Source organism: Caulobacter sp. DWR3-1-2 (assembly GCF_049896225.1).
In the GTDB taxonomy this organism is placed as follows: Bacteria; Pseudomonadota; Alphaproteobacteria; order Caulobacterales; family Caulobacteraceae; genus Caulobacter.
The window spans coordinates 238,704-262,963 of sequence record NZ_JAFCTW010000006.1 but is presented as its reverse complement, the minus strand read 5'-3'; the positions used below and the strand labels follow the sequence as shown (position 1 = coordinate 262,963).

General features: G+C 67.5%; 20 protein-coding genes and 1 pseudogene. 10 read left to right on the top strand and 11 right to left on the bottom strand.

Features of this window, described 5'->3' with window-relative positions; genetic code table 11:
- Positions 1–4 precede the first annotated feature (4 nt).
- Positions 5–1,180, bottom strand: a complete 1,176-nt coding sequence (locus ACP696_RS11580) for an acyltransferase family protein (protein ID WP_426030426.1) — start codon at positions 1,178–1,180, stop codon at positions 5–7.
- A 176-nt stretch (positions 1,181–1,356) separates the two neighbouring features.
- Between ACP696_RS11580 and ygiD the strand changes: the two genes are divergently transcribed.
- Both ygiD and ACP696_RS11570 read left to right on the top strand, forming a co-directional pair.
- Positions 1,357–2,130: a 4,5-DOPA dioxygenase extradiol gene (ygiD, locus tag ACP696_RS11575; protein WP_426043806.1), complete on the top strand. Its 774-nt coding sequence runs from the start codon at positions 1,357–1,359 to the stop codon at positions 2,128–2,130.
- A 185-nt stretch (positions 2,131–2,315) separates the two neighbouring features.
- Entirely contained in the window at positions 2,316–3,686 is a 1,371-nt protein-coding gene (locus tag ACP696_RS11570) for a S41 family peptidase (RefSeq protein WP_426030430.1), read from the top strand.
- A gap of 41 nt (positions 3,687–3,727) precedes the next feature.
- On the opposite strand, the gene ACP696_RS11565 is transcribed toward ACP696_RS11570, so the two are convergent.
- Positions 3,728–4,441 carry a DJ-1/PfpI family protein gene (locus tag ACP696_RS11565; RefSeq protein WP_426043805.1) on the bottom strand — a complete coding sequence of 238 codons (714 nt, stop codon included), beginning with the start codon at positions 4,439–4,441 and terminating at the stop codon, positions 3,728–3,730.
- Between the two features lie 79 nt (positions 4,442–4,520).
- Here ACP696_RS11565 and ACP696_RS11560 point away from each other — a divergent pair, with 79 nt between their 5' ends.
- The gene (locus tag ACP696_RS11560; RefSeq protein ID WP_426043804.1) at positions 4,521–5,486 is read left to right on the top strand and encodes a GlxA family transcriptional regulator; all 966 of its coding nucleotides are present in this window, start codon (positions 4,521–4,523) and stop codon (positions 5,484–5,486) included.
- Between the two features lie 113 nt (positions 5,487–5,599).
- Complete coding sequence (locus tag ACP696_RS11555) at positions 5,600–6,247, top strand: outer membrane protein (RefSeq protein WP_426030436.1); 648 nt, start codon at positions 5,600–5,602, stop codon at positions 6,245–6,247.
- Positions 6,248–6,363: 116 nt separating this feature from the next.
- Here ACP696_RS11555 and ACP696_RS11550 read toward each other — a convergent pair whose 3' ends face one another.
- Complete coding sequence (locus tag ACP696_RS11550; RefSeq protein ID WP_426043803.1) at positions 6,364–6,927, bottom strand: DUF1003 domain-containing protein; 564 nt, start codon at positions 6,925–6,927, stop codon at positions 6,364–6,366.
- A 141-nt stretch (positions 6,928–7,068) separates the two neighbouring features.
- Between ACP696_RS11550 and ACP696_RS11545 the strand changes: the two genes are divergently transcribed.
- Positions 7,069–7,257, top strand: a complete 189-nt coding sequence (locus ACP696_RS11545; protein WP_426009693.1) for a YegP family protein — start codon at positions 7,069–7,071, stop codon at positions 7,255–7,257.
- Between the two features lie 107 nt (positions 7,258–7,364).
- Positions 7,365–8,174: an SDR family oxidoreductase gene (locus ACP696_RS11540; RefSeq protein ID WP_426009696.1), complete on the top strand. Its 810-nt coding sequence runs from the start codon at positions 7,365–7,367 to the stop codon at positions 8,172–8,174.
- Here the strand turns inward: ACP696_RS11540 and ACP696_RS11535 are convergent.
- A complete protein-coding gene (locus tag ACP696_RS11535; RefSeq protein WP_426009699.1) occupies positions 8,134–9,267 on the bottom strand; it encodes a cell wall hydrolase in 1,134 nt (377 codons plus the stop codon). The two genes, ACP696_RS11540 and ACP696_RS11535, sit on opposite strands and share 41 nt — an antisense overlap.
- Positions 9,268–9,720: 453 nt before the next feature.
- Between ACP696_RS11535 and ACP696_RS11530 the strand changes: the two are divergent.
- Positions 9,721–9,879: pseudogene (locus tag ACP696_RS11530) on the top strand (aldehyde dehydrogenase family protein); the annotation flags it as partial.
- A gap of 378 nt (positions 9,880–10,257) precedes the next feature.
- Here the strand turns inward: ACP696_RS11530 and wrbA are convergent.
- Positions 10,258–10,857, bottom strand: a complete 600-nt coding sequence (gene wrbA, locus ACP696_RS11525) for an NAD(P)H:quinone oxidoreductase (RefSeq protein ID WP_426043802.1) — start codon at positions 10,855–10,857, stop codon at positions 10,258–10,260.
- Positions 10,858–10,920: 63 nt separating this feature from the next.
- Positions 10,921–11,619 (bottom strand): pirin family protein, encoded by a 699-nt coding sequence (locus ACP696_RS11520; RefSeq protein WP_426009703.1) that lies wholly within the window; start codon positions 11,617–11,619, stop codon positions 10,921–10,923.
- Between the two features lie 259 nt (positions 11,620–11,878).
- Here ACP696_RS11520 and ACP696_RS11515 point away from each other — a divergent pair, with 259 nt between their 5' ends.
- Complete coding sequence (locus ACP696_RS11515; RefSeq protein WP_426009706.1) at positions 11,879–12,787, top strand: LysR family transcriptional regulator; 909 nt, start codon at positions 11,879–11,881, stop codon at positions 12,785–12,787.
- A gap of 159 nt (positions 12,788–12,946) precedes the next feature.
- On the opposite strand, the gene ACP696_RS11510 is transcribed toward ACP696_RS11515, so the two are convergent.
- Together ACP696_RS11510 and ACP696_RS11505 are read right to left on the bottom strand one after the other, a co-directional pair.
- Positions 12,947–13,072 carry a hypothetical protein gene (locus ACP696_RS11510; protein WP_426009709.1) on the bottom strand — a complete coding sequence of 42 codons (126 nt, stop codon included), beginning with the start codon at positions 13,070–13,072 and terminating at the stop codon, positions 12,947–12,949.
- Between the two features lie 125 nt (positions 13,073–13,197).
- Positions 13,198–14,622 carry a protein adenylyltransferase SelO gene (locus ACP696_RS11505; RefSeq protein ID WP_426009712.1) on the bottom strand — a complete coding sequence of 475 codons (1,425 nt, stop codon included), beginning with the start codon at positions 14,620–14,622 and terminating at the stop codon, positions 13,198–13,200.
- Between the two features lie 266 nt (positions 14,623–14,888).
- Here ACP696_RS11505 and ACP696_RS11500 point away from each other — a divergent pair, with 266 nt between their 5' ends.
- Both ACP696_RS11500 and ACP696_RS11495 read left to right on the top strand, forming a co-directional pair.
- Positions 14,889–17,405, top strand: coding sequence for a TonB-dependent receptor (locus ACP696_RS11500; RefSeq protein ID WP_426009714.1), 2,517 nt, complete (start codon positions 14,889–14,891; stop codon positions 17,403–17,405).
- Positions 17,406–17,567: 162 nt separating this feature from the next.
- The gene (locus ACP696_RS11495; RefSeq protein WP_426043801.1) at positions 17,568–20,015 is read left to right on the top strand and encodes a M20/M25/M40 family metallo-hydrolase; all 2,448 of its coding nucleotides are present in this window, start codon (positions 17,568–17,570) and stop codon (positions 20,013–20,015) included.
- A gap of 58 nt (positions 20,016–20,073) precedes the next feature.
- Here the strand turns inward: ACP696_RS11495 and ACP696_RS11490 are convergent, their stop codons facing one another.
- From ACP696_RS11490 to ACP696_RS11480, 3 genes are all read right to left on the bottom strand, one after another.
- Entirely contained in the window at positions 20,074–21,936 is a 1,863-nt protein-coding gene (locus tag ACP696_RS11490; RefSeq protein WP_426030452.1) for an AMP-binding protein, read from the bottom strand.
- Between the two features lie 174 nt (positions 21,937–22,110).
- Positions 22,111–23,550 carry an aldehyde dehydrogenase family protein gene (locus ACP696_RS11485; protein WP_426009721.1) on the bottom strand — a complete coding sequence of 480 codons (1,440 nt, stop codon included), beginning with the start codon at positions 23,548–23,550 and terminating at the stop codon, positions 22,111–22,113.
- Between the two features lie 109 nt (positions 23,551–23,659).
- Positions 23,660–24,130, bottom strand: a complete 471-nt coding sequence (locus tag ACP696_RS11480) for an NUDIX domain-containing protein (protein WP_426009723.1) — start codon at positions 24,128–24,130, stop codon at positions 23,660–23,662.
- Between the last annotated feature and the right edge of the window lie 130 nt (positions 24,131–24,260).

Sequence of the window (24,260 nt, the reverse complement as noted above, 5' to 3'; positions counted from 1 at the left end):
GGGCTTACCGCCGCCCCCGTAGCCATGGCGCCATGCGATCTTGCAGCGGCTGATCGAGATAGGTGTGGAACAGGAAGGCCGCGCCAAGGGCGATCGGGAACGAGGCCAGCCACATCAGCCACTGCCAGGCGATGCCGATCGGCACGGTCTCAATCAACTCGTGCACCGCGCTCCAATAGATCACCCCCACGAGAATGTGGGTGATGAACAGGGCGAAGGACAGCTTGGCGCCTTCCTCAATCCAGGCCTTGGGATGGCGCACCGGCAGGCGACCCGCCCCCAGCACGATCGCGGCGATGGCGATCAGGCAGGGGATGTCGAAAATCAGCTCGTCGGGGAGGGCGTAGCGGTCCAGCGGCTGCATCGCCGCCAGCAGCCCGCAACCGCCGACCAGCAGGGCCTTGGCGGCCTTTTCCGACGGCCAGTCCATCTCGACCGCCCGCGCCAGGCAGACGCCCAGGATGAACAACGGCAAGGCCCGTAGTACGCCATAGCGGAACTGCAGGTCCGACAGGGCGTGGTGAAAGGCCTGACGGGCGACGACCTCGCACAGCGCGAAGGCCAGGGCCCCGGCCAAAGGCAGCAGCCACGGATGGCGCACCTTGTCGGCGGCCCGCCACAGCCAGGGAAACACCGCATAGCAGACCACCAGCGCCGACAGCGACCAACTGGGCAGGTTCCAGCCGTCGCTGTTGAACCCCCAGGCATGGACCAGCAGGGCCTGGACCGGCAGTTGGTCCCAGGCAAAGCGCGAGGGCTTGTGGGCGTCGGTGCCCAGGCTGTTGAGCACCAGCACCAAGACCGCCATCGTCGCCAGCACGATCAGGTGCCCCGGCCAGACCCGGCCCACCCGGCGCACCCAGAACCGGCCATGGCTGATGCGCCCCGTCAGGGTCGAGGCCCCATAGGCCCGGCCCAGAACATAGCCCGACAGCATCAGGAAGAAATCGGTGGCCAGGAAGCCGCGCGAGAACATTTGGGAGAAGCGCTCGATGCGCATCGGCCCCTCGGCCCCGTAGTGATAGAGCACGATCAGCAACGAGGCCACGAGCCGCAGCAGGTCCAGCGCGCCGCCCCGGGTTGAGGCCCGCAGTGGGCGCGCGGCGACCGGGGTGGCCGGCGGGTCCGAAGGCGGCGTCGCATCGCCGGAAGCCGTGGGGGGAAGGACGGGTACGTTCACAACGCCTCCGCCTTAACAAAGCCGGGCGCGCCGGGAAAGCACGCGTCGCAAAAGCGGCCCCGCGACGGCCACGATGTGGCCAAATGGTCGCCCTCGCGCCTTCCCGGGTGCGTATTGAAAGACGCCGGCGGCGACCTATCTGTAACTAATCGAGTAGCTGATCGGACCTCGCGCCCATGACCGCCCGCCTGCCCGTCCTGTTCCTCGGCCACGGCTCGCCGATGAACGCGATCGCCGACAACGCCTGGAGCCAGACCTGGGCCGCCCTGGGCGCCGCCCTGCCCCGCCCCAAGGCGGTGCTGATGATCAGCGCGCACTGGGAGACGATGGGGGCCAGCGCGGTCGGTGCGTCCGAGCGCCCCGAGACCATCCACGACTTTGGCGGCTTCCCCCAGGCGCTGTTCGACGTGCGCTACGACGCGCCGGGCGATCCGGCCCTGGCGTCGCGGGTAGCGGAGCTACTTTCGCCCTATCCCGTCGTGCAGCACCCGACCCGAGGCCTGGACCACGGCGTCTGGGGCGTGCTGCGTCCGATGTATCCGCACGCCGATGTGCCGGTGGTGCAGCTGAGCCTGGATCGCGGCCGCTCCGACCGCTGGCACTATGAGGCCGGCCGACGCTTGGCCGCCCTGCGCGACGAGGGTGTGCTGATCATCGGCAGCGGCGACATCGTCCACAACCTGCGCGCCGTGAACTTTCGCACCGGCGAGATCCCCGACTGGGCGCCGCGCTTCAACGACACCGCCAAGGCGTTGATCGCGGCCGGCGATCACGACCCGCTGATCGACTGGCGCGCCCTGGGCCCCGACGCCGAGGCCTCGATCAACAGCGCCGAGCACTACCTGCCCCTGCTTTATGTGCTGGGCGCCCAGCAGGCCGGGGATGAGGTGTCGTTCTTCACCGATGACCTGTTCGCGGCGATCTCGATGACGAGTGTTCGTGTGGGGTGAAGGCGCCGACCGCCCCCTCCGTCGGCTTCGCCGTCTCCTCTTCACCCGCGAAGCGCGGGAGGAGGCGCGATGCGAATACGCATCGTGACGGCGGGGGCGTCGGCCACCGTCAAAACCCATACTCCCGCTTGCCATGGCCGCCCGACACCGTCGAAGGTCCGCCCGTGCAACGCAGGGGATTGTCCATGAAGCGCCGCAGCGCCGTCCTCGCCATCCTGGTCGCCCTCACCGGCGCGGCCGCCAACGCCCAGGCCGTTGACCCGACCCAGGGCGTCTGGCGTTCGCGCGGCTATGGCTACATCGTGCGGATCGACGCCAGCGAGACCAAGCTGTTCCACGCCGTCGGCGCGGCCTGCTACGCCGATCCGCGCCCTGAGGCCGATCCCGATGGTGTGCTGGCGGTGCGCCACCTGGCCGGCCCAAACGTCCTGGCGACGTCATCCGGCCCTGCCGACACCAGCTATCTGTTCGACCGCTTGCCGGCCCTGCCCGCGGCCTGCCTGGCCAAGACAGCCTGGACGCCGCGCAAGATCACCGCCCTGGCGGCCGACACCTTCGCGGCCTTCTATCCCTCGACCAGCCAGCGCCATGTCGATTGGACCGCGAGGGCCCGCATCGCCGACAAGGCCGCCGCCAAGGCCACCAATGGCGCTGCGCTATTCGACGCGCTGAACGGCTTGATGGTCGGTCTTGACGATCCGCATGTCGGCTTGCAGGCCACCCTGGGCGACGAGGCCCGCGACTTCGAGAGCGGCGAGGCCGCCACCCTGATCCGCGTGCGCTCGAACTCCCGGCAGGCCGATCCCGCCGCCTCCGAGAAGGCTTGGCTCCAGACCTACAAGCGCGGCGTCCTGGACGACGTTCTGAAAGGGCGTGGCCACCAGGCCGCCAATAACCGGGTGATCTGGGGCCGGGTTGGCGAGGTCGGCTATCTCAACATCGTCACCATGGGCGGCTTCGACAAGGAGGCCGCGCCGGGCGACCCCGCCGCGCTCGACGCCGCGCTGGACGACGCGCTGCAAGCCTTTGACGGCGCCAAGGCGGTGATCGTCGATGTCAGCAACAATCGCGGCGGCTATGACGCCATCGGCCTGCGGATCGCCGGACGCTTCGCCGACCACTCGCGCCTGGCCTGGAGCAAGTTTGCCGTCGGCGCGCGCGATGTGACGCCCCAGGCTTTTCACGTCCAGCCGTCGCGGGCGCGTCGCTATCTGGGGCCGGTCTATCTGGTGACCAGCGATGTCACGGTCAGCGCCGGCGAAACCTTCACCCTGGCCATGCGCGCCCTGGCCAACGTGGTCCAAGTGGGCGAGCGCACCCGTGGCGGCCTGTCGGACCAGCTCAACAAGCCCCTGCCGAACGGCTGGATGCTGACCCTGCCAGCCGAAATCTACCGCGACCCGCAAGGCGCGCGGTATGAGGCCGTGGGCATCTCGCCGGACGCCCCCCGCGCGGTGTTCGCCGACGACCTGGCCGAGGGCCACGCCCGAATGATCCGTGCCCTGATGCAGGAGATCGAGCGGGGCGATGCGCCGCAGCCGGTGGCTCGGAGCTAGGGCAGGCCAACGCCGCCTAACCTCCGCCGCCTCTTGCCGCCCTAAGCCATCCGCGCCAGCTTCGCGCCCGCCAGCCGCGCCGCCGCCCACCGCTCGTCCATGCCCTTGCCGTAGACCGCCTGGATGCGCTCCAGAACCGCCGGAGGGGCGGTCTCGGGGCGGCCGGCGTTGAACGGTGGGGCGGGGGCGTATTCGACGGCCAGCTGGATCGCCTGAGCCACGTCGTCGCCGGCGATCTCGGCGGCGATAGTCAGGGCGAAGTCGATGCCGGCCGTCACCCCGCCGCCGGTGAACACATTGCCGTCGCGCACCACCCGAGCCGGGTCGGGGATCGCGCCGAACAGGGTCAGCTGGTCGCGCCAGGCCCAGTGGCAGGCCGCGCGCCTGCCCACTAGAAGACCAGCCGCGCCCAGCAACAGCGACCCGGTGCAGACCGAGGTCACGTAGCGCGCCCCGGCCGCCAGCCGGCGCAGCTGGGTCAGGAAAGCCTCGTCGGCCATGGCCTGGGTCGTGCCGAACCCGCCGGGCACGCAAAGCAGGTCGCAGTGCTCGATGTCGGCCAGCCTGGCCACGCGGGCGAACACCAGACCCTCCGCCTCGACGTCGCCGCCCGCCTCGCTGGCGATCACGACCTGTGCGCCGGGCAGGCGGCTGAGGATCTGGTGCGGCCCGGTGAAGTCCAGGTGGGTGACGGCCGGAAACAGGGCGAATACGATGTGAAACGGCGCGGGCTTCTTTGGCGCGTTCTGGGGCATGGGTGAGACCTCCGATTGACGCCGCAACATCGCAGGCCTAGCGTCTGGCTTAAATGACATAATTCCCTCGGAAACAGCCATGCTCCGCACGATTGGCTTCCTGATCTTCAAAGACTTCCAACTGCTGGACGCTGCTGGGCCGATCGCGGCGTTCGAGATCGCCGGACGTCTCGCGCCGGGCGCCTACCGTCTGGCGCTGTTGGCCCGAGACGCTGGCCCGGTGGCCAGCTCTTCGGGGTTGGCGATGACCGCATCCGCCTTCGCGGACGCGCCCGCCCTGGACACCCTGATCGTCTCCGGCGGTGAGGGCACGCGCACGTCGGCCATCTGCGAGACCACCCTGGCCTTCGTGCGCGACGTGGCCGCCAAGGCCCGCCGCACCGCCAGCGTCTGCTCGGGAACCTACGTCCTGGCCGCCGCCGGCCTGCTGGACGGTCGACGCGCCACCACCCACTGGCAAAGATCGCAGGACTTCCAGCGCCGCTATCCCGCCGTGCGGTTGGAGCCGGACCGGATCTTCGTCCAGGACGGTTCGCTGTGGAGCTCGGCCGGCATCACCGCCGGCATCGACATGGCCCTGGCGATGATCGGCGCCGATCTCGGCGAGGACATCGCGCGAAAGACCGCCCAGCAGTTGGTGGTCTATCACCGGCGCCCCGGCGGCCAGTCGCAGTTCTCGGCCCTGCTGGAGATGCAGGGCGGCCGGTTCGACGGCTTGTTGGCCTGGGCCAGCGAGAACCTGGCCCAGCCGCTTACCGTCGATCAGCTGGCCGCCCAAGCCTCCATGAGCCCCCGCAACTTCGCGCGGCTGTTCACCAGCGAGACCGGCGCCACACCTGCCAAGGCGGTCGAACGCCTGCGCGTCGAGGCCGCCCGCGCCCTGCTCGACAGCCAGCCGCTACAGATCGAGGACGTGGCCCTCGAAACCGGCTTTGGCGACTCCGAACGCATGCGCCGAGCTTTCGTCAGGGCGTTCGGCCACCCGCCTCAGGCGATGAGGCGGCTGACGCGCGCGACGCAACCGAATGTTGCATCGACGCCATAGTTCGCAACAAAAGGTCAAGCTTGAGCAACCGAAGATTTACTCGCTTGCCGCGACCGCCTACCGGACGTCCCGTCCGCTATCGGACGCGTCAATATCGGGGGATAATTTTTTCCATGCGTTTGTTCATCACCACCACCGTCGCTGCCCTGGCGATCGCCGGCGCAGCCTCGGCGCAGGACGCCAAGCCCGCCAAGGCTTCGGCCGCGAAGGGTCAGTACATCTCGGTGGCCGGCGGCTTTGTCGGCAAGAGCGACTACGACTACACCCTGCTGCCGGGCTACAAGCTCAAGGCCGATGCCGACACTGCCGCCCAGGGCGTCTTGGCCTGGGGAACCCAGCTTGAGGGCAACTGGCGCGTTGAATTGGCGCTCGGCTATCACAGCCAGGACGTCGAGGCCGTGGTCGTGCCGAACATCAACGTGAAATCGACCGGCTCGGTCAAGACCGTGACCCTAGACATGAACGCCTATTACGACTTGCCGGTCAAAGGTCCGGTGAAGCCCTATGTGGGCGTCGGGTTCGGCGCGGCGTCGGTCAAGTTCGACGACGGCCTGCTGGATGACAGGGGCTCCGGCCTGGCCCTGCGCGCCATGGCCGGCGCCAGCGTCGCGATCACGCCGGCCATGTCGCTGTTCGCCGAAGGCCGTTACGAACGCGTCGGCTCGATGAAGGTCGAGGTCACCGCCGGCGCGACCAAGACCAAGTCGTCGATCGACATGTCGGGTCCCAGCGCCCTGGTCGGCGTCCGCTTCGGCTTCTAGGGCGGGAAGGCGCGCCTTCGTGCGCGCCTTCCGCCAGCCGCCTCAGGCGTTGCGGCGGACGGCGAAGAGCGCCTGATGAAGGTGGGGACATGCACATGTGCATGTCCCCAATCCGATCAGCCACGGTCTTCCGTCATCTTGGCCACCTGGGCCTTTAGGATATCCAGCGCCTCGGTGTTGCCGCGCAGGATCTCGACCATCTCCTGTTCGCGCAGGGCGTCCAGCTTGCCGTGCAGACGCATGATCTCCAGCTCGGCGCGCAGATTGACCACATAGTCGTGCTCGGCGTTCAGCCTGTCCTTCGTGGCCTGGCGGTTCTGGCTCATCATGATCACCGGCGCCTGGATCGCCGCCACGGTCGACAGGATCAGGTTGAGGAAGATGAAGGGATAGGGGTCGAATGACAGGTGGAAGGGCCTCAGCCCCACGTTCAGCCCGATCCACAGCAGCAAGGCGGCGCAGAAGCCGCCGATGAAGGCCCAGGAGCCGCCGATCGCCGCGACCTTGTCGGCCAGACGGTCCCAGAAGCTGCGGTCGTCGGCCAGCAAGGCCTGGTTCAGCCCCGTCGGCGCCTCAGCCGCGATCAGGTCGATAACGCTTTTCTGGACGTCCTTCAGATCGACATAGGGCGTGGCCAGCAGGTCGCGGGACAGCTGGTCGAGGCGGTCGTTGGGGGTCATGGGCGCTCGCGGGGTGAGGATTTGTAAAAGTTGCGCCTCGCGCCGCCGGACGCAAGCGCCGGAGATTGACGCCTCTCGCCACCAAGGCGAGGTTGCCGCGTCGGTTCATCGACAAGGCACGGTACCAGTGGAGCGCCCCCCATGGCTTACAAGTTCGTGATCAAGAAGGACAAGAAGGACGAGTTCCGCGTGAATTTCGTCGCTTCCAACGGCGAGACGATGTTCTCGACCGAGGGCTACGCCTCTAAGGCCTCGGCCAAGAACGCGATCGAGTCCATTCTCAAGAACGGCCCTACAGCCGAGGTGGTGGACGAGACCTTGGCGGGCTGACGTTTGGGGACACGCACAAGTGCATGTCCCCACTGCCATCCCCGACTTGACCAAACTGCCCTCCCGGGCGTCTGATCAGTGATAACAAAGAAAAGGGAGGGGAACACGTGAGCGCCATAGCGGAAGGCCGCAAGGCCGTCTTTATCACCGGCGCCGCCAGCGGCATCGGCCTGGCCTGCGCCAAGCGCTTCGTCGCCGAGGGCTGGTTCGTCGGGCTGTCGGATATCGACGCGGTCGGGTTGAAAGCCGCCCTGGTCGCAATCGGCCCGGCCCATGGCGCGATTTTCAAGCTGGACGTCCGCGACCGCGCCGCCTGGACCACCGCCCTCACGAACTTCGCCGCCCTGACCGAAAACCGGGTAGATGTTCTGCTCAACAATGCCGGCGTCGCGCGCTTTGGCCCATTCGAGAGTCACGACGACGCCGATATCGACCTGCAGTTGGACATCAACATCAAGGGCGTGGTCAACGGCGCCCGCGCCGCCCTGCCGTTCCTGAAAGCCACGCCGGGCTCGCGTCTGATCAACATCTCGTCCTGCGCGGGCCTGTACGGCTCGCCCAGCCTGGCGGTCTATTCGGCCACCAAGTTCGCGGTTCGAGGCCTGTCGGAGGCGTTGGACATCGAATGGAAGGCCCACGGCGTTGGCGTGGCCTGCGTCATGCCGTGGTTCGTCGAGACACCGATCCTCAACGCCAGCCAGCCTGGCAGCAACGCCAACATGTCGGACGTGCTGAAGGCCGGCGGCCTGCCGGTCTATCCCGTGGAGGACGCCGCCGAGGTGATCTGGCGCGCCGTTCACGGCAGGGACCTGCATTATTTCGTCGGCAAGCGGGCCAAGCAGATGCGCTTCGCCAGCAGCCACATGCCCGGCGCGCTTAGGAAGCAGCTCCGGTCGCGGCCGCCGATGACACCTTGACTGCGTCGCCCGCCGTCGCCGACGAGGTCTTGGTCGGGTGCATGGCGGGGGCCGAGGCGGGCTCGGACACCGGACCCAGGGGTCCGCCCATGCCGCCCGGCGCGGTGGCCGGAGCTTGGACGGAGGGCAGCACGAGGGCGCTGGCCATCTGGATGGCCGGCGCCGACGACTTGCCGTCAGCGGTCGTGGTGGTGGCCAGACTGGCCAGGGTGACGCTCGGCAGATCGTCGGCCGTCGACGGACGCGGCGTGCGGCTGAAGGCGTCCGGCGCGCCGGCCCGACCGCCGAAGCGGTAGAACACGTGCATGCCCACCTGGGCGACGCGCAGCAGGCGCGGACCCCAGCCCGGCGCGACGCCGGTGGTGTGGAAGTGGGTGGCCGCGCCGACTTCGCTCATCACGGCGCCCGACAAGGCCCGCGCGGCGATCTTCTGGGCGCGGTTCCAGGCGCCGACTTCGCGGCCCCGGCGCATCGAGCCGTCGCAGGCGAAGCTGAACTGGCAGCCGGTGTGGGTGTAGGCGCCCTGGAACACCACGCCGCAGATCGACTTGGGGAACGAGGGGTGGCGCACGCGGTTGAGCACCACCTGGGCCACGGCCGCCTGGCCGCTGGGAGTCTCGCCGCGGGCCTCGTAATAGACCGCCTCGGAAAGGCACTCGAGTTCACGCGAGCTTTCCAAGGCGTTGGTCAGGCGAAACGGCGTGACGGCCGGGTTGAACGGGCCGCCGAAGCTGGCGCGCAGCAACAGGGGCTGACGATCGTCGTCACTGGCTCGGCGCTGCTCCAGGCGCTCGACCAGCAGGGCCGACTGGCGGTCGCGCTGGGCGCCGCCGGAAACGGTGTAGGGATCGTGACGGCGGGCGATGGCGAGCGCGCCGGCATCCATCCGAGACGCAGCCTGGTACAGCGCCGCGTCGGAGAAATTCCCCTCGGCGCCGTCGGCCAGGCGAGAGACTTGAGCGTGCTGGCTCGCGGCTTGGGCCATGCCCCCCGCGAGGTAAACGCCGCCGAGCGCCAGACCCGTGGCGGATCCGACCAATACGGCGCCGACCAGCGCGCGCGTATCCGCGCACGTCTGCGACTTGGTAAACAAAACTCGTGTCCTGCGCGGCGAGGGCGAACCGCCCCCCGACAAAAACGCCCCTAGAAACCCGGAAAATTACTGTCGGGCGGCTCTAAAAGCGGAGGCTCGGCCGGTTCACGATGGTGGCCGAAATCCTACTTGTGAGCCGCCTTATGACGCATCTGTCACGGAGTCGCAAGCGCGGCCGGCGCCGCACCCTGAATTCAGGGACCCTATGCGACAGATGGAGTGGTTAATTCTTTGATTCTAACGAAAAAACGCGACAGTCCCGAGCTTCCGCAAATGGACGAATATTCACCGCCCGAGATAGACTTCCGTTGCGTCGCTCTCGATGCGACCCGAGCCGTACACCGTCGTTACTCTAGCGCGAGGCTGAAAATGTCCCGGAGGACATGAGGTCTGCTCATTGGCCGTTTTCTGTCGCTCTGGCGGCCGCTTTTTTTCTGGCGGTTTTCGGACCTGGGTGGACGGGTCGGCGGGGCGTTCGGCGGCGAAAAGGAGACCGGCGGCGACCGCGAGGCTGGCTCCGACAGTTGGAAGGCCTACATGCGCCGCGCCACCAACACCGTGAGCTATGGGACCACCCTGCCACTGGCGCAGGGCGTCACCTTCGAAGTCTAGGGCGGGTTCGGGGCGCGCCTCAGGCGCGGCGGTAGCGGCGGGCCAGCAGACGAACGGTGAACAGCAATATCGCCAGCTTCCAGAGGTTTTCCAGCAGGCTGTCTTGGCGACGACGCATGGGCCTACTCCTTTGGGTTGAGGGATGGAGATGGGCGGTGAAGGAAAAACCGGCTGGCTCCTGGGGGAGAGCCAGCCGGCCTTGGCGATCGGTTGCGGGGGAGGGCTAGAGCATTTCCCGACCTGACTGCGCCAGGCCGTGAGCTCTAATCTTCTGTTTTAACGCATTTTTCTTCACGCGAACCGCAACCACTTCGCTCGAAAAATGCTCCAGACCCTGGCGCGGATCGCCTTTCTTGAACGATCCGCGCTTGGCTTGGCTTAGCCGAACAGTTTCGCTGCGGTCTTGGCGACCAGCTCGCCCTGGTGGCGGGCGCCGTCCAGCTCGATCTGGCTGGGCTGACGCGAGCCGTCGGCGCCGGCGATGGTGGTGGCGCCGTAGGGCGCGCCGCCGGCGATTTCCTCCAGGGTCATCTGGCCTTGGTGGCTATAGGGCAAGCCGACGATGGTCATCCCGAAGTGCAGCAGGTTGGTGATGATCGAGAACAGCGTAGTCTCGTTACCGCCGTGCTGGGTGGCCGACGAGGTGAAGGCCGCGCCGACCTTGCCGTTCAGCGCGCCGCGCGCCCAGAGGCCGCCGGCCTGATCGAGGAAGCTGGCCATCTGCGAGGCCATGCGGCCAAAGCGGGTGCCCGTGCCGACGATGATCGCGTCGTAGTTTTCCAGGTCGGCGATCGTGGCGATCGGGGCGGCCTGATCCATCTTGTAATGGGACTTGATCGCGACCTCTTCGGGCACCAGTTCCGGCACGCGCTTGATGTCGACGGTGGCGCCGGCGGCGCGGGCGCCCTCGGCGACGGCGTTGGCCATGGTCTCGATGTGGCCGTAGGCGGAATAGTAGAGAACGAGAACCTTGGGCATGAAAGCCTCCTTGGAAACGTCGGGTTGGCGTTTGGATTTCGGTTAGAAGAAGCGGCCGGACATCTAGGCGGCGTCGACGAGCACGAGTTCAGCGTCCTCGACAGCCTTGATGATCAGAACCGCCACGTCTTGGATGGCCGCGCCGTCGCGGGTGTTGAGGGTTACGCCATTGACCTCGACCTTGCCGGTCGAAGGCACCAGATACCCCTTGCGGTCCGCGCCGAGCGCGTACTCGGTGGTCTCGCCGGCCTTCAGCGTCGCGCCGAGCACCCGGGCGTCGGCCCGGATCGGCAGCGCGTCATTATCGGCTTCGAACCCGCTGGCCAGGGCCACGAACTTGCCGGAGCGGTCGCCCTTGGGGAAAGGCTTGGCGCCCCAGGCGGGACCTTCGCCGCGCTTGTTCGGGATGATCCAGATCTGGAAGATCTTGGTCGTGTCGCCTTCCAGATTATATTCCGAGTGCCGGATACCGGTGCCGGCGCTCATCACCTGAACGTCGCCGGCCTCGGTGCGGCCCGAATTGCCCATGTTGTCCTGGTGGGTGATCGCGCCCTCCCGAACATAGGTGATGATTTCCATGTCGGCGTGCGGATGGGGCGGGAACCCCGTGCCCGCAGCGATGGTGTCGTCGTTCCAAACCCGCAGGGCGCCATGATGGGCGCGCGAGGGGTCGTGATAGTCGGCGAACGAGAAGTGATGCTTGGCGTCGAGCCAGCCGTGGTTGGCGCCGCCGAGGCTATCGAATGTTCTGACATCGATCATTTCGAAATCTCCTCAGAAGGTTGTTGGGGAAAAGACCGTGTGGCCCTCTCCGGTGCGGAGAAGATGATCTCTTGCACCGCGATCCGAAATGGAAATGATCGAAACAAACCGTTTCTATTTTTGCTTCCATGCAGCTTCTCGGCGAAGGCCGGGACCCCGATCCAAGCGGTGGGGATGATTGGAAAAACTCTGAGTCTGCTGGAGCCCATCTTAGCCTTGCCATCTGGGTCCCGGCCTCGCCGGGAAAACGGAGATCGAGATGAAACTTCCTGACTTCGAGGCCTGGGCCGTGTTCGCCAAGGTGGCCGAGACCGGCTCCTTCGTCGGCGCTTCCGAGCAATTGAACCTGTCGAAGGCCACGGTCTCAAAGGCCGTCGGCCGGCTGGAGCAGCGGCTGGGCGCCACCCTGTTTCACCGCACTTCGCGCCGGCTGTCGCTGACCGAGGCCGGGCGGGCTTCGCTGCATCGGGCGACCCACATGCTGCATGAGGGCGAGGCGCTGGAGGCCGAGGCCTCGGCCCAGTCGGCCACGCCACGCGGCCTGGTACGGGTGGCCGCGCCGATGTCGTTCGGCATCGCCCATCTGGGACCGGCCTTGCCGGCGTTCTTCGCCCTGTATCCCGAGGTGTCGATCGAACTGTCCCTATCGGACCAACTGGTCGACATCGTCGAGGACGGCTTTGATCTGGCGCTGCGCATCTCGGCCCTGGAGGATTCCAGCCTGCTGGCGCGTCGTCTGTGCCCGGTTCGGGTGATGCTGGTCGGCGCGCCGGCCTATTTCAACCAGCACGGCCGGCCCGGCCATCCCAAGGACCTGAGCGCGATGAGCGGCATGTTCTACACCAACAGCAAGTCCAAGGACGTCTGGCGGTTCGAGCATGCGGAACACGGACAATATGCCGTCAGCCTGCACAGCCCCTTGCGGGTCAACAACGCCGATATCCTGCGGCCGTCGCTGTTGGCGGGCCTGGGCCTGGCCATGCAGCCGGACTTCCTGGTGTGGCGCGATGTGCGGGACGGCTTGCTGGAAGAAGTCCTGGCCGACTGGGCGCCGCCGCCCATCGCCCTGCACCTGGTCACCCCGCCCAGCACGATCCGCCCGGCGCGGGTGGAGGTGCTGATCGCGTTCCTGGCCAAGGCCATGGGATCGGCGCCGTGGTTGGGGTGATTGGAATTCCTTCTGCCCTTGCGGGAGAAGGTGGCCTGCGAAGCCGGTCGGATGAGGGGTCGATGGCGAGATCAACCGCGAACGGCGATGGGCCAGCTAGACCGCTCAGCCGTCGGCCTTCGGCCGCCATCTTCTCCCGCAAGGGGAGCAGGAAGGCTGCTAAGCCAGCTTGTGCTTGTCTTGCAGACACTCGCCGATGGCGCGGGCGCAGCCGGGAAGGCCCAGGGCGCCGATGAACGACATGGCCACCGCGCAGACCAGCATTACGGGTTGGAAGAAACGCATGCGAAATTCTCCACCAGCCAATCACCCGCCGGGCGTGCTCCAGTCAGTGTAAGGCTGAAGCTTGACGTTTGTTCCCGCCTTATGCCGGAAAAGTCAGCATGCGGCAGATTTGTCTCACCCGTATGTCAGTCTCCTAACGCGTAGGCGACACGGCTCTCCTCCAGCCTGGCCAGCTTGGCGTACAGAGGCGACCAGTCGTCGGCCTCGGCGATCGGCGCCCAGAGGGCCTCGACCTCGTCGATCAGCATTTCCTCCGGCTCGGCGCGCGCGAAGACGGGGCTGTCCAGCCGCTCGGGGCGGTCGGCCTCGAAGCTCGACAGCCGGCGACGCAAATCCACGAACGCCTCCTGGCCGTAGAGGTCGCCGCGCGGCCCGGCCAAGGCGCGGGCTTGCGACGCCTCTCCCCCGAACCAGTCGAAGAAGAACGGCTCCCAGCGCAGCGCGTCGCCGCCTGCGGCCAAGGCTCCAAACGCCGCCTGCACCAGATCGATATCGTCCTGGGTCGAGCGGCTCTTTACGCCCATGCGGTCGAGCATCGCCGCGCGGAGCGCGTCGCGATAGAGATCGGAAAACCTGTTGAGCGCGGCGACGAGCCCCGCCTGGTCGGTGACCTGGGCCAGGCAGCCGGCCAGCTGTTGCAGGTTCCAGAACACCGCCTCGGGCTGGCGGCCGAAACTGTACAGGCCCTGATGGTCGAAATAGGCCGCCGTAAAATTCGGATCGTTCTTCGGCAGGAACCGCCAGGGGCCGTAGTCGAAGCTTTCGCCCGTGACCACCATGTTATCGGTGTTGAGCACCCCGTGCACAAAACCGGCCGCCATCCACCGGGCCAGCAGTTTGGCGCTGGCCACGACCACCTGTTCCAGCAACACCTTGGGCCGGTCGGGCTGGTCGGCGACCTGCGGGTAGTAGGTCTCGACCGCGTGATCGACCAGCACGGTGACCAGGTCCGGCCGCTCGGCGAAGGCGTGGCGCTGAAAGCTGCCGAACCGGACATGGCTGTGCGACAGCCGCGTCAGCACCGCCGAGCGGGTCGGGCTGGGCTCGTCGCCGCGCACCAGGTCCTCGCCGGTCTCGACCAGTGAGAAGGCCCGCGAGGTCGGCGCGCCCAAGGCCTCCAGCATCGTCGCGGCCAAGATCTCGCGCAGCCCGCCCTTCAGGGTCAGCCGCCCATCGCCCGAACGCGACCACGGCGTCTGGCCCGAGCCCTTGGTGGCCAGGTCGAGCAACCGGTCGCCGCCGATCTCGCGCTGTTGGGCGAACAGGAAGCCGCGCCCGTCGCCCAGGTCGGGGTTGTAACTGCGAAATTGGTGGCCGTGATAGCGCATGGCCAGCGGCCCCGGCTGGTTGTCAGGCAAGGGACTGAACCGCGCGAAATGGTCCAGCCACTCGGAATCGGTCAGGACGTCGAGGCCCACGCTCGCAGCCGCGCGGTCGTTGCGGAAGCGTAGCATGGTTTGGGGGAAGTCGGCGGGTCCGACTGGATCGGCGAAGTCTGGTCCCAAACGCATGAACACTGGATCAGGGCGATAGGCGGGGGAGATCGGCATGCCCAGGAGATGAGCCGCCCCGCCCGCCGACGCAAGCTGGCAAGCCGCCGTTTCCGGCCAACGGAAAGTCTAGGATGGTCGCCATGCGCTGTCGCATCCGCGCAACAGCGGGCCGGAAACCTTTAATCCACAGGGTTTCTCCTTGCCCGGCGTCCAGCGCGGCCGTAACCGTTTCGTGTCAATTCGAACAATCGTTCGGGCTGGACCAAATCAAAAGGCGGGGGCGATGCAAGCGCTCACGTCATAAAACAAAACCGAGGTAGGAAATGCGCTTTACGAAGGTGCTTTGCGGCACGGCGTCAGCCGTCGTGCTCGCCGGTCTGACCCCGCTGGCGGCTCAGGCCCAGTCCACGACAGACACTCCCACCGTCGACAGCATTGTCGTCACCGCCCAGAAGCGTGAACAGAACCTGCAGGACGTGCCGGTCGTGGTCACCGCCATTGGCGCCAAGCTTCTGCAAGACACCGGCATCAAGGACATCAAGGATCTGACGATCCTGACCCCCGGCCTGACCGTCACCTCGACCACCTCGGAAGCCTCGACCACCGCCCGCATCCGCGGCGTCGGCACCGTCGGCGACAATCCCGGCCTGGAAAGCTCGGTCGGCGTCGTGATCGACGGCGTCTATCGCCCGCGTAACGGCGTGTCGTTCGGCGACCTGGGCGAGATGGAACGCATCGAGGTCCTGAAGGGCCCGCAAGGCACGCTGTTTGGCAAGAGCACCTCGGCCGGCGTCATCAACATCATCACCAAGGAGCCCGAGTTCGGCTTTGGCGCCAGCGCCGAACTGACCGCCGGCAATTATAACGCCCATGGCGTCTCGGCCTCGGTCACCGGTCCGCTGTTTGGCACAGAGACCCTGGCCGGCCGGCTCTATGTCGCGGCCCGCGAGCGCAATGGCTACAACGAAGTCGTCAACGGCAAGGGCCCGAGCGACCGCAAGCAGGACGGCGACCAAGGCTTCTACACCGTCCGCGGCCAACTGCTGTTCGTGCCGGACGACAACGCCACCTTCAAGCTGATCGGTGACTATACCAAGCGCGACGAGAACTGCTGCGGCGCCGTGCAGATCCGCACCGGCCCGACCGCGGGCGTCCTGGCTATCGTCAACGGCGGGCCAGCCTTGGCCAACCCAGCCGACCCCTATGCCCGCGTCGAATACCAGAACCGCGGCGCGCCCTCGTCGGTCGAAGACAAGGGCGTCTCGCTGGAAGGCAATATCGAGACCCCGTTCGGCGATCTGACCTCGATCTCGGCGATCCGCAACTGGCGCACCGACAACGGTCAGGATTCCGACTTCACCGACGCCGACCTGGCCTATCGCAACAAGGACGGCACCAACTACGCCGAGTTCACGACCTACACCCAGGAACTGCGACTGGCCGGCAAGACCGCCAAGTTCGACTGGCTGGTTGGCGCATTCCTGGCCGACGAGCGGTTGGAAAACAAGGCCAACTTCCTCTACGGCCGCAACTACGAACAGTATCTGGGTCGCCTGCTGTCGGCGGCCGTGACGCCGGGCGGCGTGCCCAACTTCGTGGCGCTGCTGACGGGACGAGCGCCCAATACCAGCTTCACGCCGGGCCAAGGCCTCTATGACAGCTACAAGCAACGCGCCACGACCATCGCGCTGTTCACCAACGACACCTGGCATGTCACCGACGCCTTCGAACTCACGGCCGGCCTGCGCTACAGCATCGACGAAAAGACCGTCGACACCTACCAGACCTTGAGTGACGGCGGTGTGGGTTGCGGAACGGCCCTCAGCCGCGCCGGAGCCATCGCCGGGATCGTCGGCGCGGCCAATGTCGGCCCCGTGCTGGCCAATCTCTGCCTGCCTTGGGCCAACCCCGCGTTCAACAACCGCGGCTATACCCAGAAGCGTTCGGACAAGGAGTGGAGCGGCACGCTGAAGGCCGCGTACCGCATCTCGCCGGAAGTGTTCACCTATGCCTCGTACGCCCGCGGCTACAAGGGTGGCGGCTTCAATCTCGACCGCTCGCAGTCGAGCGACGGCACCGTCGCTGGCCTGACGCCCGGCCTGCCGATCAAGCCGATCAGCAACACCTCGTTCCCGGCCGAATTCGTCGATAGCTACGAAATCGGCATGAAGAACACCCTCTTCAACCGTACGGTCTTGCTGAACGTCACCGGCTTCTATCAAAAGTTCAGCGACTTCCAGCTGAACACCTTCCTGGGCACCTCGTTCGTGGTGCGGCCGGTTCCCGAAGTGACTTCAAGGGGCGTCGACGCCGACTTCCTGTGGTTCACACCGGTGCGCGGCCTCTCTGTTCAGAGCGGCTTCACCTACGCCAAGACCGAATATGGCGACCAGAAGGTCCCCAACGATCCGGGCGGCGCGCTGTCCCTACTGCCGGGCAGCCGGCTGTCGCTGGCCCCCAAATATTCGCTGTCGGGCTCGCTCAGCTATGAGCATCCGGTCGGCGACAACATGAAGGCCCGCTTCAACGTCGGCGCCAAGTACTCGTCAGACTACAACACCGGCTCCGACCTGTTCCCACCGAAGATGCAGGAGGCCTACACCCTGGTGAACGCTCGCGTCGCCCTAGGCGCAGCTGACGATCATTGGACCGTCGAGCTGTGGGGTCAGAATCTGTTCGACGAAGAGTACAAGCAAGTGGCCTTCAACGGCTTCCTGCAAGGCTCGTCGGGCGTCAACGCGGCCAATCCCACCTACCGTCCGGCCGTTGACACCATCACCTATGACGCCTTCCTCGGCGCGCCCCGCACCTACGGCGTGACTCTGCGGTCGAAGTTCTAGGACGACCCGGAAAAGGGTCGACGGCTCACCGTCGTCCGCTTCCAGCATGACAAACGAAGGGCGATCCGGGAAACCGGGTCGCCCTTTTCGTTGCGCGCGGCTTTTATCGAATCCCGAACAGTCCCACCTTGCCCCTGGGGTATTCGCTGCGGAGGCGCTCGCATGAAGACCATCAGGCTGCTTGGCGTCTGGATCTGCCTGCTGCTGGGCCTGGCGATCGCCAACCTGGCGCTGCGCACGCCCGCTCCCCTCCCCGCCAACGCCCCCGCCAACCAGTTCTCGGCCGGCCGCGCCATGGTCGATGTCCGCGCCATTGGCGCCAAACCTCACCCCATCGGCTCGGCCGAGATCGTCCGGGTGCGCGACCACCTGATGGGCCGAGCCAGCGGCCTCGGGCTGGACGTTTTCGTGCGGGCCGGCGAAGGCGTGCGCGACGCCGCCAAGTGGTCGCCCCGCGCCACCGCCGTCGGCGCGGTGCAGAACATCGTCGCCACCCTGGCCGGAACAGACCCGCAAGCGCCCGCCGTGCTGGTGATGAGCCACTATGACACCGTCCATAACTCGCCCGGCGCGGCCGACGACTCGGCCGGGGTCGCCGCCGCCCTGGAGATCGCTCGCGCCCTGAAGGCCGGCCCGCCGCCGGCCCGCGACGTGATCTTCCTGTTCACCGACGGCGAGGAGCCCGGCCTGCTGGGCGCCGAGGCCTTCTTCGCCCGCGATCCGCTGCGCGAGCATGTGGGCGTGGTGATCAATATGGAGGCCCGGGGCGACGCCGGCCGCGCGGCCATGTTCCAGACCGGAACCGACAGCGGCGACCTGCTGCGTCTCTATGCCGGGACCGCACACCAGCCGACCGCCAACTCCCTGGCCGCCGCCGTCTATCAGCGCATGCCCAACGACACCGACTTCACCCACGCCCTTCGCGCCGGTCTGCCGGGCCTGAACTTCGCCTTCATCGACGACCAGCTGGCCTATCACACGCCGCTGGCCACCCCCGACCACCTCAACCAGGGCAGCCTGCAGAACCTGGGCGACCAGGCCCTGCCGGTGGTCCGCGCCCTAGCCAATGGCGCCGCCTTGCCGGCCAAGGCGCCGGACCTGATCTATTCCGACGTCCTGGCCCTGGGGCTCGTGGCCTATCCCGTCTGGGGCGGCTGGGTGATCCTGGGCCTGGCGGGGGCGCTGATCGTCTTCACCGGCTTTCGCGCCCTGACCACCTTCGGGGTCAAGCCGCTGGAGATCCTGCGCGGCATCGCCGGCTTTCTACTGCTGGCCACCAGCGCCGTCCTGGCCCTCCACCTGGCTGGACGCCTGATCGGCATCGCCGACCAGCAGCGCTATTACGCCGTGCTCGGCCAGTTCAACGTCCTGCTCCCTGGAGCGGGGATCCTGCTGATCGGGGTGTGCCTGAGCGTGCTGATCCTGCAGGCGCGCGGCACGGGCCGGATGTGGATCACCGTCATCGCCGCCCTTCTCGGCGGGGCCTGCAGCCTGGTCGGCGGGTTCGATCCCGTCGGCCTGGGCATGGCCGGCGCGGTGATCGTCCTGGCATGGCTGAGCCTGGGCCGGGCGGTCGGGGTCTGGGGCGCCTGGCTGGGCGCGCTGCTGGTGCTGTTGGCCCTGACGATCACGACCCAGGCCCTGCTGCCCGGTGGCTCGGTGATGCTGGCCTGGCCGTTGCTGGCCGCCAGCCTGGTGGCGGCCTTGGTCACCGCCGTCGGCGGCACGCGCGATCGACGGGTGGCCTGGCTGATGACCCTGGTCGTCTGCCTGGTGGCCACCGCTGTCGTGGCCCAGCTGGGCTCGTGGGGGGCTTGGACCTTCGCCGGTGTGGGCCTGATGGAGCCCGCTGTGCTGGCGGTATTCGCGATCCTGGCCGCCCCAGCCCTGATCCCGCTGGCCTTCGATTTCGCCGCCTATCGCTGGTCGCCGATCTTCGCCGGCGTCGCGGCCGTGGCGGGCGCCGGCTTGCTGATCCATGCCGGAATCGGCGACAGCGGACCCACCCGCCCGCGCCTGGCCGAGGCCAGCCACCTGGCCGACCTGTCGATGGGCACGGCCTGGCGCGTCTCGCCTCAGCCGCGCCTGGACCCGTGGTCGAAAGTGGTGCTGTCCGACGGCGGCGCGGCGGCGGCGCTCAAGGCCTATCCGCCGCTCTATCGCGAGCCGGTGTGGATGGCGCCGACCGCCGTGCTCTCGGTCGAGCGACCGGTGTTGACCATCAACCGCTCCGGCGACCGGTTGCTGATCCGCGCGTTGCCCAGCCCGGGCGCCGAGGTGCTGACCCTGCGTCTGCGCCCCAGCCTGGCCTTGAGCGAGCCGCGCCTGAACGGCCGCCCCTTGATCCTGCCCACCACGGCGGGTGAATGGAGCAGCCTGTCCTACCACGCTCCTGACCCCAACGGCGTCACCCTCAGCTTCACCGCCAAGGCTGCCGGCAAGGTCGAGGTGGCGGTCGTCGAGATCCACGACGGCTGGCCGCGTGGCGCCTCGGCCATCCCCGCCAAGCCGGCGGGTCTGATGGCGACGGGCTATTCCGACAAGACGATCGTGCTGGATCGCGGGGCGCTGAGTTGGGAGGCGTCCGTGGAGGGAGATGGCGAACGATAGAGGCTGTGAACGGGCTGGGGACATTCACAAGTGCGTGCCCCCAGCACGTCCCTGAACCTCAGACGACGATCACCCCTTCCACCGGCGCGCTCGCATACAACGCGGCCGCCAGCCCCGCCCTGCGCTCCAGGGTCGCGCGCTGGTTCACATAGCCCTTGTCGGTGATCTCACCGGCGTCGATGGACGGCGGTTCGGTGAGGATCACCACCCGGCTCACCCGCCGCGACGAGCCGCCGGCCGCCGCGTTGAACGCCCCGATCCGCGCGCGCAGGATCACCGTCAGCTTGTCCAGTGGCGTGCCCGGCCCCGGATCGGCGACCAGCGCCGCCAGGCCGGCGGGTGACGGCCAGACCATGGCCCCGACGAACGGCCTGTCCTGGCCGACGATCACCGCGTCATGAACATAGGGGCTGCAGGCGGCCACCAGGTCGGGGCGCAGCACGCCGACGCTGACCCAGGTGCCGCTGTCGAGCTTGAAGTCCTCGGTCACTCGGCCGTCAAACACCAGGCCCTTGGACGGGTCGTCCGGATCGACGAACCGCGCCGCATCCCCAAGTTTGTAGAAGCCTTCCTCGTCGAAGGCCGCCGCCGTCTTCTCCGGGTCCTTGTGATAGCCGCTGGCCACCGTCGGCCCCTTGACCCGCACCTCGTATTTCGAACCCGATGGCGCTAGCTTCAGGGCTATGCCCGGCAGCGGCAGGCCGACCAGCCCGACCCGCTCGGTGATCCAGTGGGTCAGGGTGATGCCTTGCGTCTCCGTCGCCCCATACATCGTGGCCAGCGGCACGCGATGACCGGTCTCGGCCACGGCCAGGGCCTGCATCCGCGTGTAGACGTCGTCCGACAGCGTCGCCCCGCCATAGGCCATGTAGCGCAGGTTCTTGAAGAACGCGGCGCGTAGCACCGGATCGGCTTCCATGGCCCCGGCCAGCATCGAGAAGGCGATCGGGGCCGAGCCGAAGACGATGGGCGAGACCTCGTAGAGGTTCTTGATCGTGGTCTCGAACATCCCCGGCAGCGGCTTGCCCTCGTCGATCCACAAGGTGCCGCCGTTCCAGATCACGGCGTTGAAGCCGATATTGCCGGCCGAGATATGGCTCCAGGGCATCCATTCCAGGCTGTCAGCGAGCTCGTCGGTGCGCTCGTCGGTGCGCAGGCCTTCCTGGCCGGCGATGACGCCCGCCATCATGGCGTGGGTCTGGGGCACGCCCTTGGGCATGCCGGTCGAGCCAGAGGTGAACAGGTACTTGGCGACGGTGGCGGGGGTGAGCGTCTCGCGTTGGGCGGCCACATCCCGGGGCTGCGTGGCGGCGACCGTGTCGAAGGCGACGGCGCCTTCTCCGGTCCCGTCGGCGGTGACCAGCAGCAGGTCGGGATTGATCGCTCGCAAGGCGGCGATGGCCTTGTCGAACATCGTGCCGGACTGGGCGAAGACCACGCGCGGGGCGACCTTGTCGAAGCAGTGCTTGAGCTTGCCGTGGTCGGCCGACATCAGGCTGTAGGCCGGGCTGATCGGGGCGGCAGGGACCCCGGCCCCATAGGCCCCGAGCGTCATCAGGGCATGCTCGATGGAATTGCCCGACAGGATCATCACGCTGTCGTCGGCGGTGACGCCCTGGTCCAGCAGCCACTGGGCGACCCCCTCCGCCGCCCGCTGGGCCTGGCCGTAGGTCATTTGCCGCCACGGGCCGTGGCCAGGCTCGCGCTGTCTCAGATAGGGCCGGTCGGGATGCAGCGCGGCCTTTTCAGCCAGCAGGTGGCTGATGGTGCGTGGGCTGTCGCCGGGCGGATGGTTGGAGGTGATGACGATGCTGCCGTCAGCCCGCCGATCGACAGTGATCTCCGGGCCCTTCATCGCCAGCGGCTTGAACGGCGCGGTGCTGGGGTCGCGCGCGCTCGCGAGGCTATCGCCGCCGTCCATCGTTTCTCTCCCGGTCGATTATCGTTGTTGGGCGGGAGGTAACGCCGCCTGACGTGAGGGTAAAGGCTGCCCAAGCGTCAACAAGACCTGCTGTATCAATCCGCTCATCCCGGCGAAGGCCGGGATGAGCGGAGTTTGAAAGGGGACAGGCGCATGCGCCTGTCCCCAATCTCGTTACTCTGCCGCCACGTTCGGCGAGTAACCCAGCACGGCCTTGGTTTCGAGGAACTCGCCGAAGGCGTGGTCACCCCATTCGCGGCCGTTGCCGCTCATCTTGTAGCCGCCGAACGGGGCCATCAGGTCGGTCCCCGCGCCGTTGAGGATCACCTGGCCGGCCCGCAGCTTGGAGGCCACGGCCCGCACCTCGGCCGGGTCGTTGCCGGAGATGTAGGCGGCCAGGCCGTATTCGGTGTCGTTGCCGATCGCCACGGCCTGGTCGACCCCATCATAGCCGAGGATGGCCAGCACCGGGCCGAAGATCTCTTCCTTGGCGATGGTCATGTCGGGGGTGACATTGGCGAAGACGGTTGGCTTGACATAGTAGCCGACCTCCAGCCCTTCCGGCTTGCCAGGGCCGCCCGAGACCAGGGTGGCGCCCTCGTCGACGCCCTTCTGGATCAGGCCCTGGATCTTGTTCCACTGCACCTCAGAGACCACCGGGCCCAGCTTGGAATTGCCGTTCGGGTCACCCACCGTGTGAGCGTCGGCGGCGGCCTTGGCGATGGCGATCACCTCGTCCATACGCTTTTGCGGGACCAGCATCCGGGTCGGCGCGTTGCACGACTGGCCCGAGTTCATCATCACCGAGGCCACGCCGCCGCCGACCGCGCGCTCATAGTCGGCGTTGTCGAGGATGATGTTGGGGCTTTTGCCGCCCAGCTCCTGGTGCACGCGCTTGACGGTCGGGGCGGCGTTCTTGGCCACCTCGATGCCCGCGCGGGTCGAGCCGGTGAACGACACCATGTCGACTTCCGGGTGCGAGCTGAGCGCCGCGCCGACCACCGGGCCGTCGCCATTGACCAGGTTGAACACCCCGGCCGGCACGCCGGCGGCGGCCAGGATCTCGGTCCAGATCTGGGCCGAGAACGGCGCCACTTCCGAGGGCTTGAGCACCATGGTGCAGCCGACGGCCAGGGCGGGCGCCACCTTGCAGGCGATCTGGTTGACCGGCCAATTCCACGGGGTGATGAAGGCGCAGACGCCGATCGGCTCCTTGACCAGATGGGTCGTGCCGCGGTCTTCCTCGAACTTGTAGTCCTTCAGCACCTGCAGCGCCGTCTGGACGTGGGCGATGCCCATGGCGGCCTGGGCGCGCTGGGCCAACCACGACGGGGCGCCCATCTCCTCGGTGATGGCTTTCGCCATGTCCTCGAAGCGCTTCTGGTATTCGGCGATGATCCGCTCAAGCAGGTCGACGCGCTCTTCGCGGCTAGTGACCGAGAAGGTGGCGAAGGCCTTGCGGGCGGCGCGGACCGCCAAGTCGACGTCCTCGGCCGTGCCCAGGGTCACCCGGCCAGCGACGGCCTCGGTGGCGGGATTGATCACGTCCACCGTCTGGGAGCCCTTGGGCTGCACCCACTGGCCATCGATATAGAACTTCAGATAGTCGCGCATGCTGTGCTCCTCCGGGCTGGGGCCGCTCTCATCTGGGGAGACGGCGGACCTCGTTCAAACACTCATTTTAATGATCGTTGATCACTGGGGAAGGGCTGATCTTTCGATCTCACCACATTGGGTCGGGTTCCGCCCCGTGGAAGCCCTCGGCGATGCGCTTGCGATTGCCCGGCGTGACGTCGCCTGGCAGGGCGTCGGGCGCGAACCAGCCGACCTCGCTGATCTCGCCCTGGGCGCTGGAAGGGCAGGGCTCCCAGGCCTGGACGCGATAGACCAGCACGTGGTCGCCGGGATGGTGGCGCTCATTGCTATGCACCGAGACCAGGGTCACCGGCCCGATCACCCGGACGCCGGCCTCCTCCTGCAGTTCCCGGATCACCGCCGTCTCGGCCGTCTCGCCGCGCTCCACCCCGCCGCCGGGCAGGTGCCAGCCATGGACATAGGTGTGCTGCACCATCAGCACCCGGCCCTCGTCATCGGTGACCACCCCGCGCACGCCGAGCGTCAGGCCGCGCCTGAGGCGAAACCACGCGAAGACCATTGGGCGGGTGAAGGGTTCGACGTGGCGGCGCCAGAGCATGGGGGGCAGCTTAGCCTTTCTTCTCGCACAGGTCAGTCCACACCGATCTCCTCCCACCTCCGGCTTCCCGGCGAAGGCCGGGACCCAGATTCATCCCGGGCCGCTCGTGGGTTTCACCTGGGCCCCGGCC

What these genes read in the sequence shown, in the direction of transcription:
- ygiD (WP_426043806.1), top strand. Translation starts at nt 1,357, where the DNA reads ATGACCGCCCGCCTGCCCGTCCTGTTCCTCGGCCACGGCTCGCCGATG.
- ACP696_RS11570 (WP_426030430.1), top strand. Translation starts at nt 2,316, where the DNA reads ATGAAGCGCCGCAGCGCCGTCCTCGCCATCCTGGTCGCCCTCACCGGC.
- ACP696_RS11565 (WP_426043805.1), bottom strand. Translation starts at nt 4,441, where the DNA reads ATGCCCCAGAACGCGCCAAAGAAGCCCGCGCCGTTTCACATCGTATTC.
- ACP696_RS11560 (WP_426043804.1), top strand. Translation starts at nt 4,521, where the DNA reads ATGCTCCGCACGATTGGCTTCCTGATCTTCAAAGACTTCCAACTGCTG.
- ACP696_RS11555 (WP_426030436.1), top strand. Translation starts at nt 5,600, where the DNA reads ATGCGTTTGTTCATCACCACCACCGTCGCTGCCCTGGCGATCGCCGGC.
- ACP696_RS11550 (WP_426043803.1), bottom strand. Translation starts at nt 6,927, where the DNA reads ATGACCCCCAACGACCGCCTCGACCAGCTGTCCCGCGACCTGCTGGCC.
- ACP696_RS11545 (WP_426009693.1), top strand. Translation starts at nt 7,069, where the DNA reads ATGGCTTACAAGTTCGTGATCAAGAAGGACAAGAAGGACGAGTTCCGC.
- wrbA (WP_426043802.1), bottom strand. Translation starts at nt 10,857, where the DNA reads ATGCCCAAGGTTCTCGTTCTCTACTATTCCGCCTACGGCCACATCGAG.
- ACP696_RS11520 (WP_426009703.1), bottom strand. Translation starts at nt 11,619, where the DNA reads ATGATCGATGTCAGAACATTCGATAGCCTCGGCGGCGCCAACCACGGC.
- ACP696_RS11515 (WP_426009706.1), top strand. Translation starts at nt 11,879, where the DNA reads ATGAAACTTCCTGACTTCGAGGCCTGGGCCGTGTTCGCCAAGGTGGCC.
- ACP696_RS11510 (WP_426009709.1), bottom strand. Translation starts at nt 13,072, where the DNA reads ATGCGTTTCTTCCAACCCGTAATGCTGGTCTGCGCGGTGGCCATGTCG.
- ACP696_RS11505 (WP_426009712.1), bottom strand. Translation starts at nt 14,622, where the DNA reads ATGCCGATCTCCCCCGCCTATCGCCCTGATCCAGTGTTCATGCGTTTG.
- ACP696_RS11500 (WP_426009714.1), top strand. Translation starts at nt 14,889, where the DNA reads ATGCGCTTTACGAAGGTGCTTTGCGGCACGGCGTCAGCCGTCGTGCTC.
- ACP696_RS11495 (WP_426043801.1), top strand. Translation starts at nt 17,568, where the DNA reads ATGAAGACCATCAGGCTGCTTGGCGTCTGGATCTGCCTGCTGCTGGGC.
- ACP696_RS11490 (WP_426030452.1), bottom strand. Translation starts at nt 21,936, where the DNA reads ATGGACGGCGGCGATAGCCTCGCGAGCGCGCGCGACCCCAGCACCGCG.
- ACP696_RS11485 (WP_426009721.1), bottom strand. Translation starts at nt 23,550, where the DNA reads ATGCGCGACTATCTGAAGTTCTATATCGATGGCCAGTGGGTGCAGCCC.
- ACP696_RS11480 (WP_426009723.1), bottom strand. Translation starts at nt 24,130, where the DNA reads ATGCTCTGGCGCCGCCACGTCGAACCCTTCACCCGCCCAATGGTCTTC.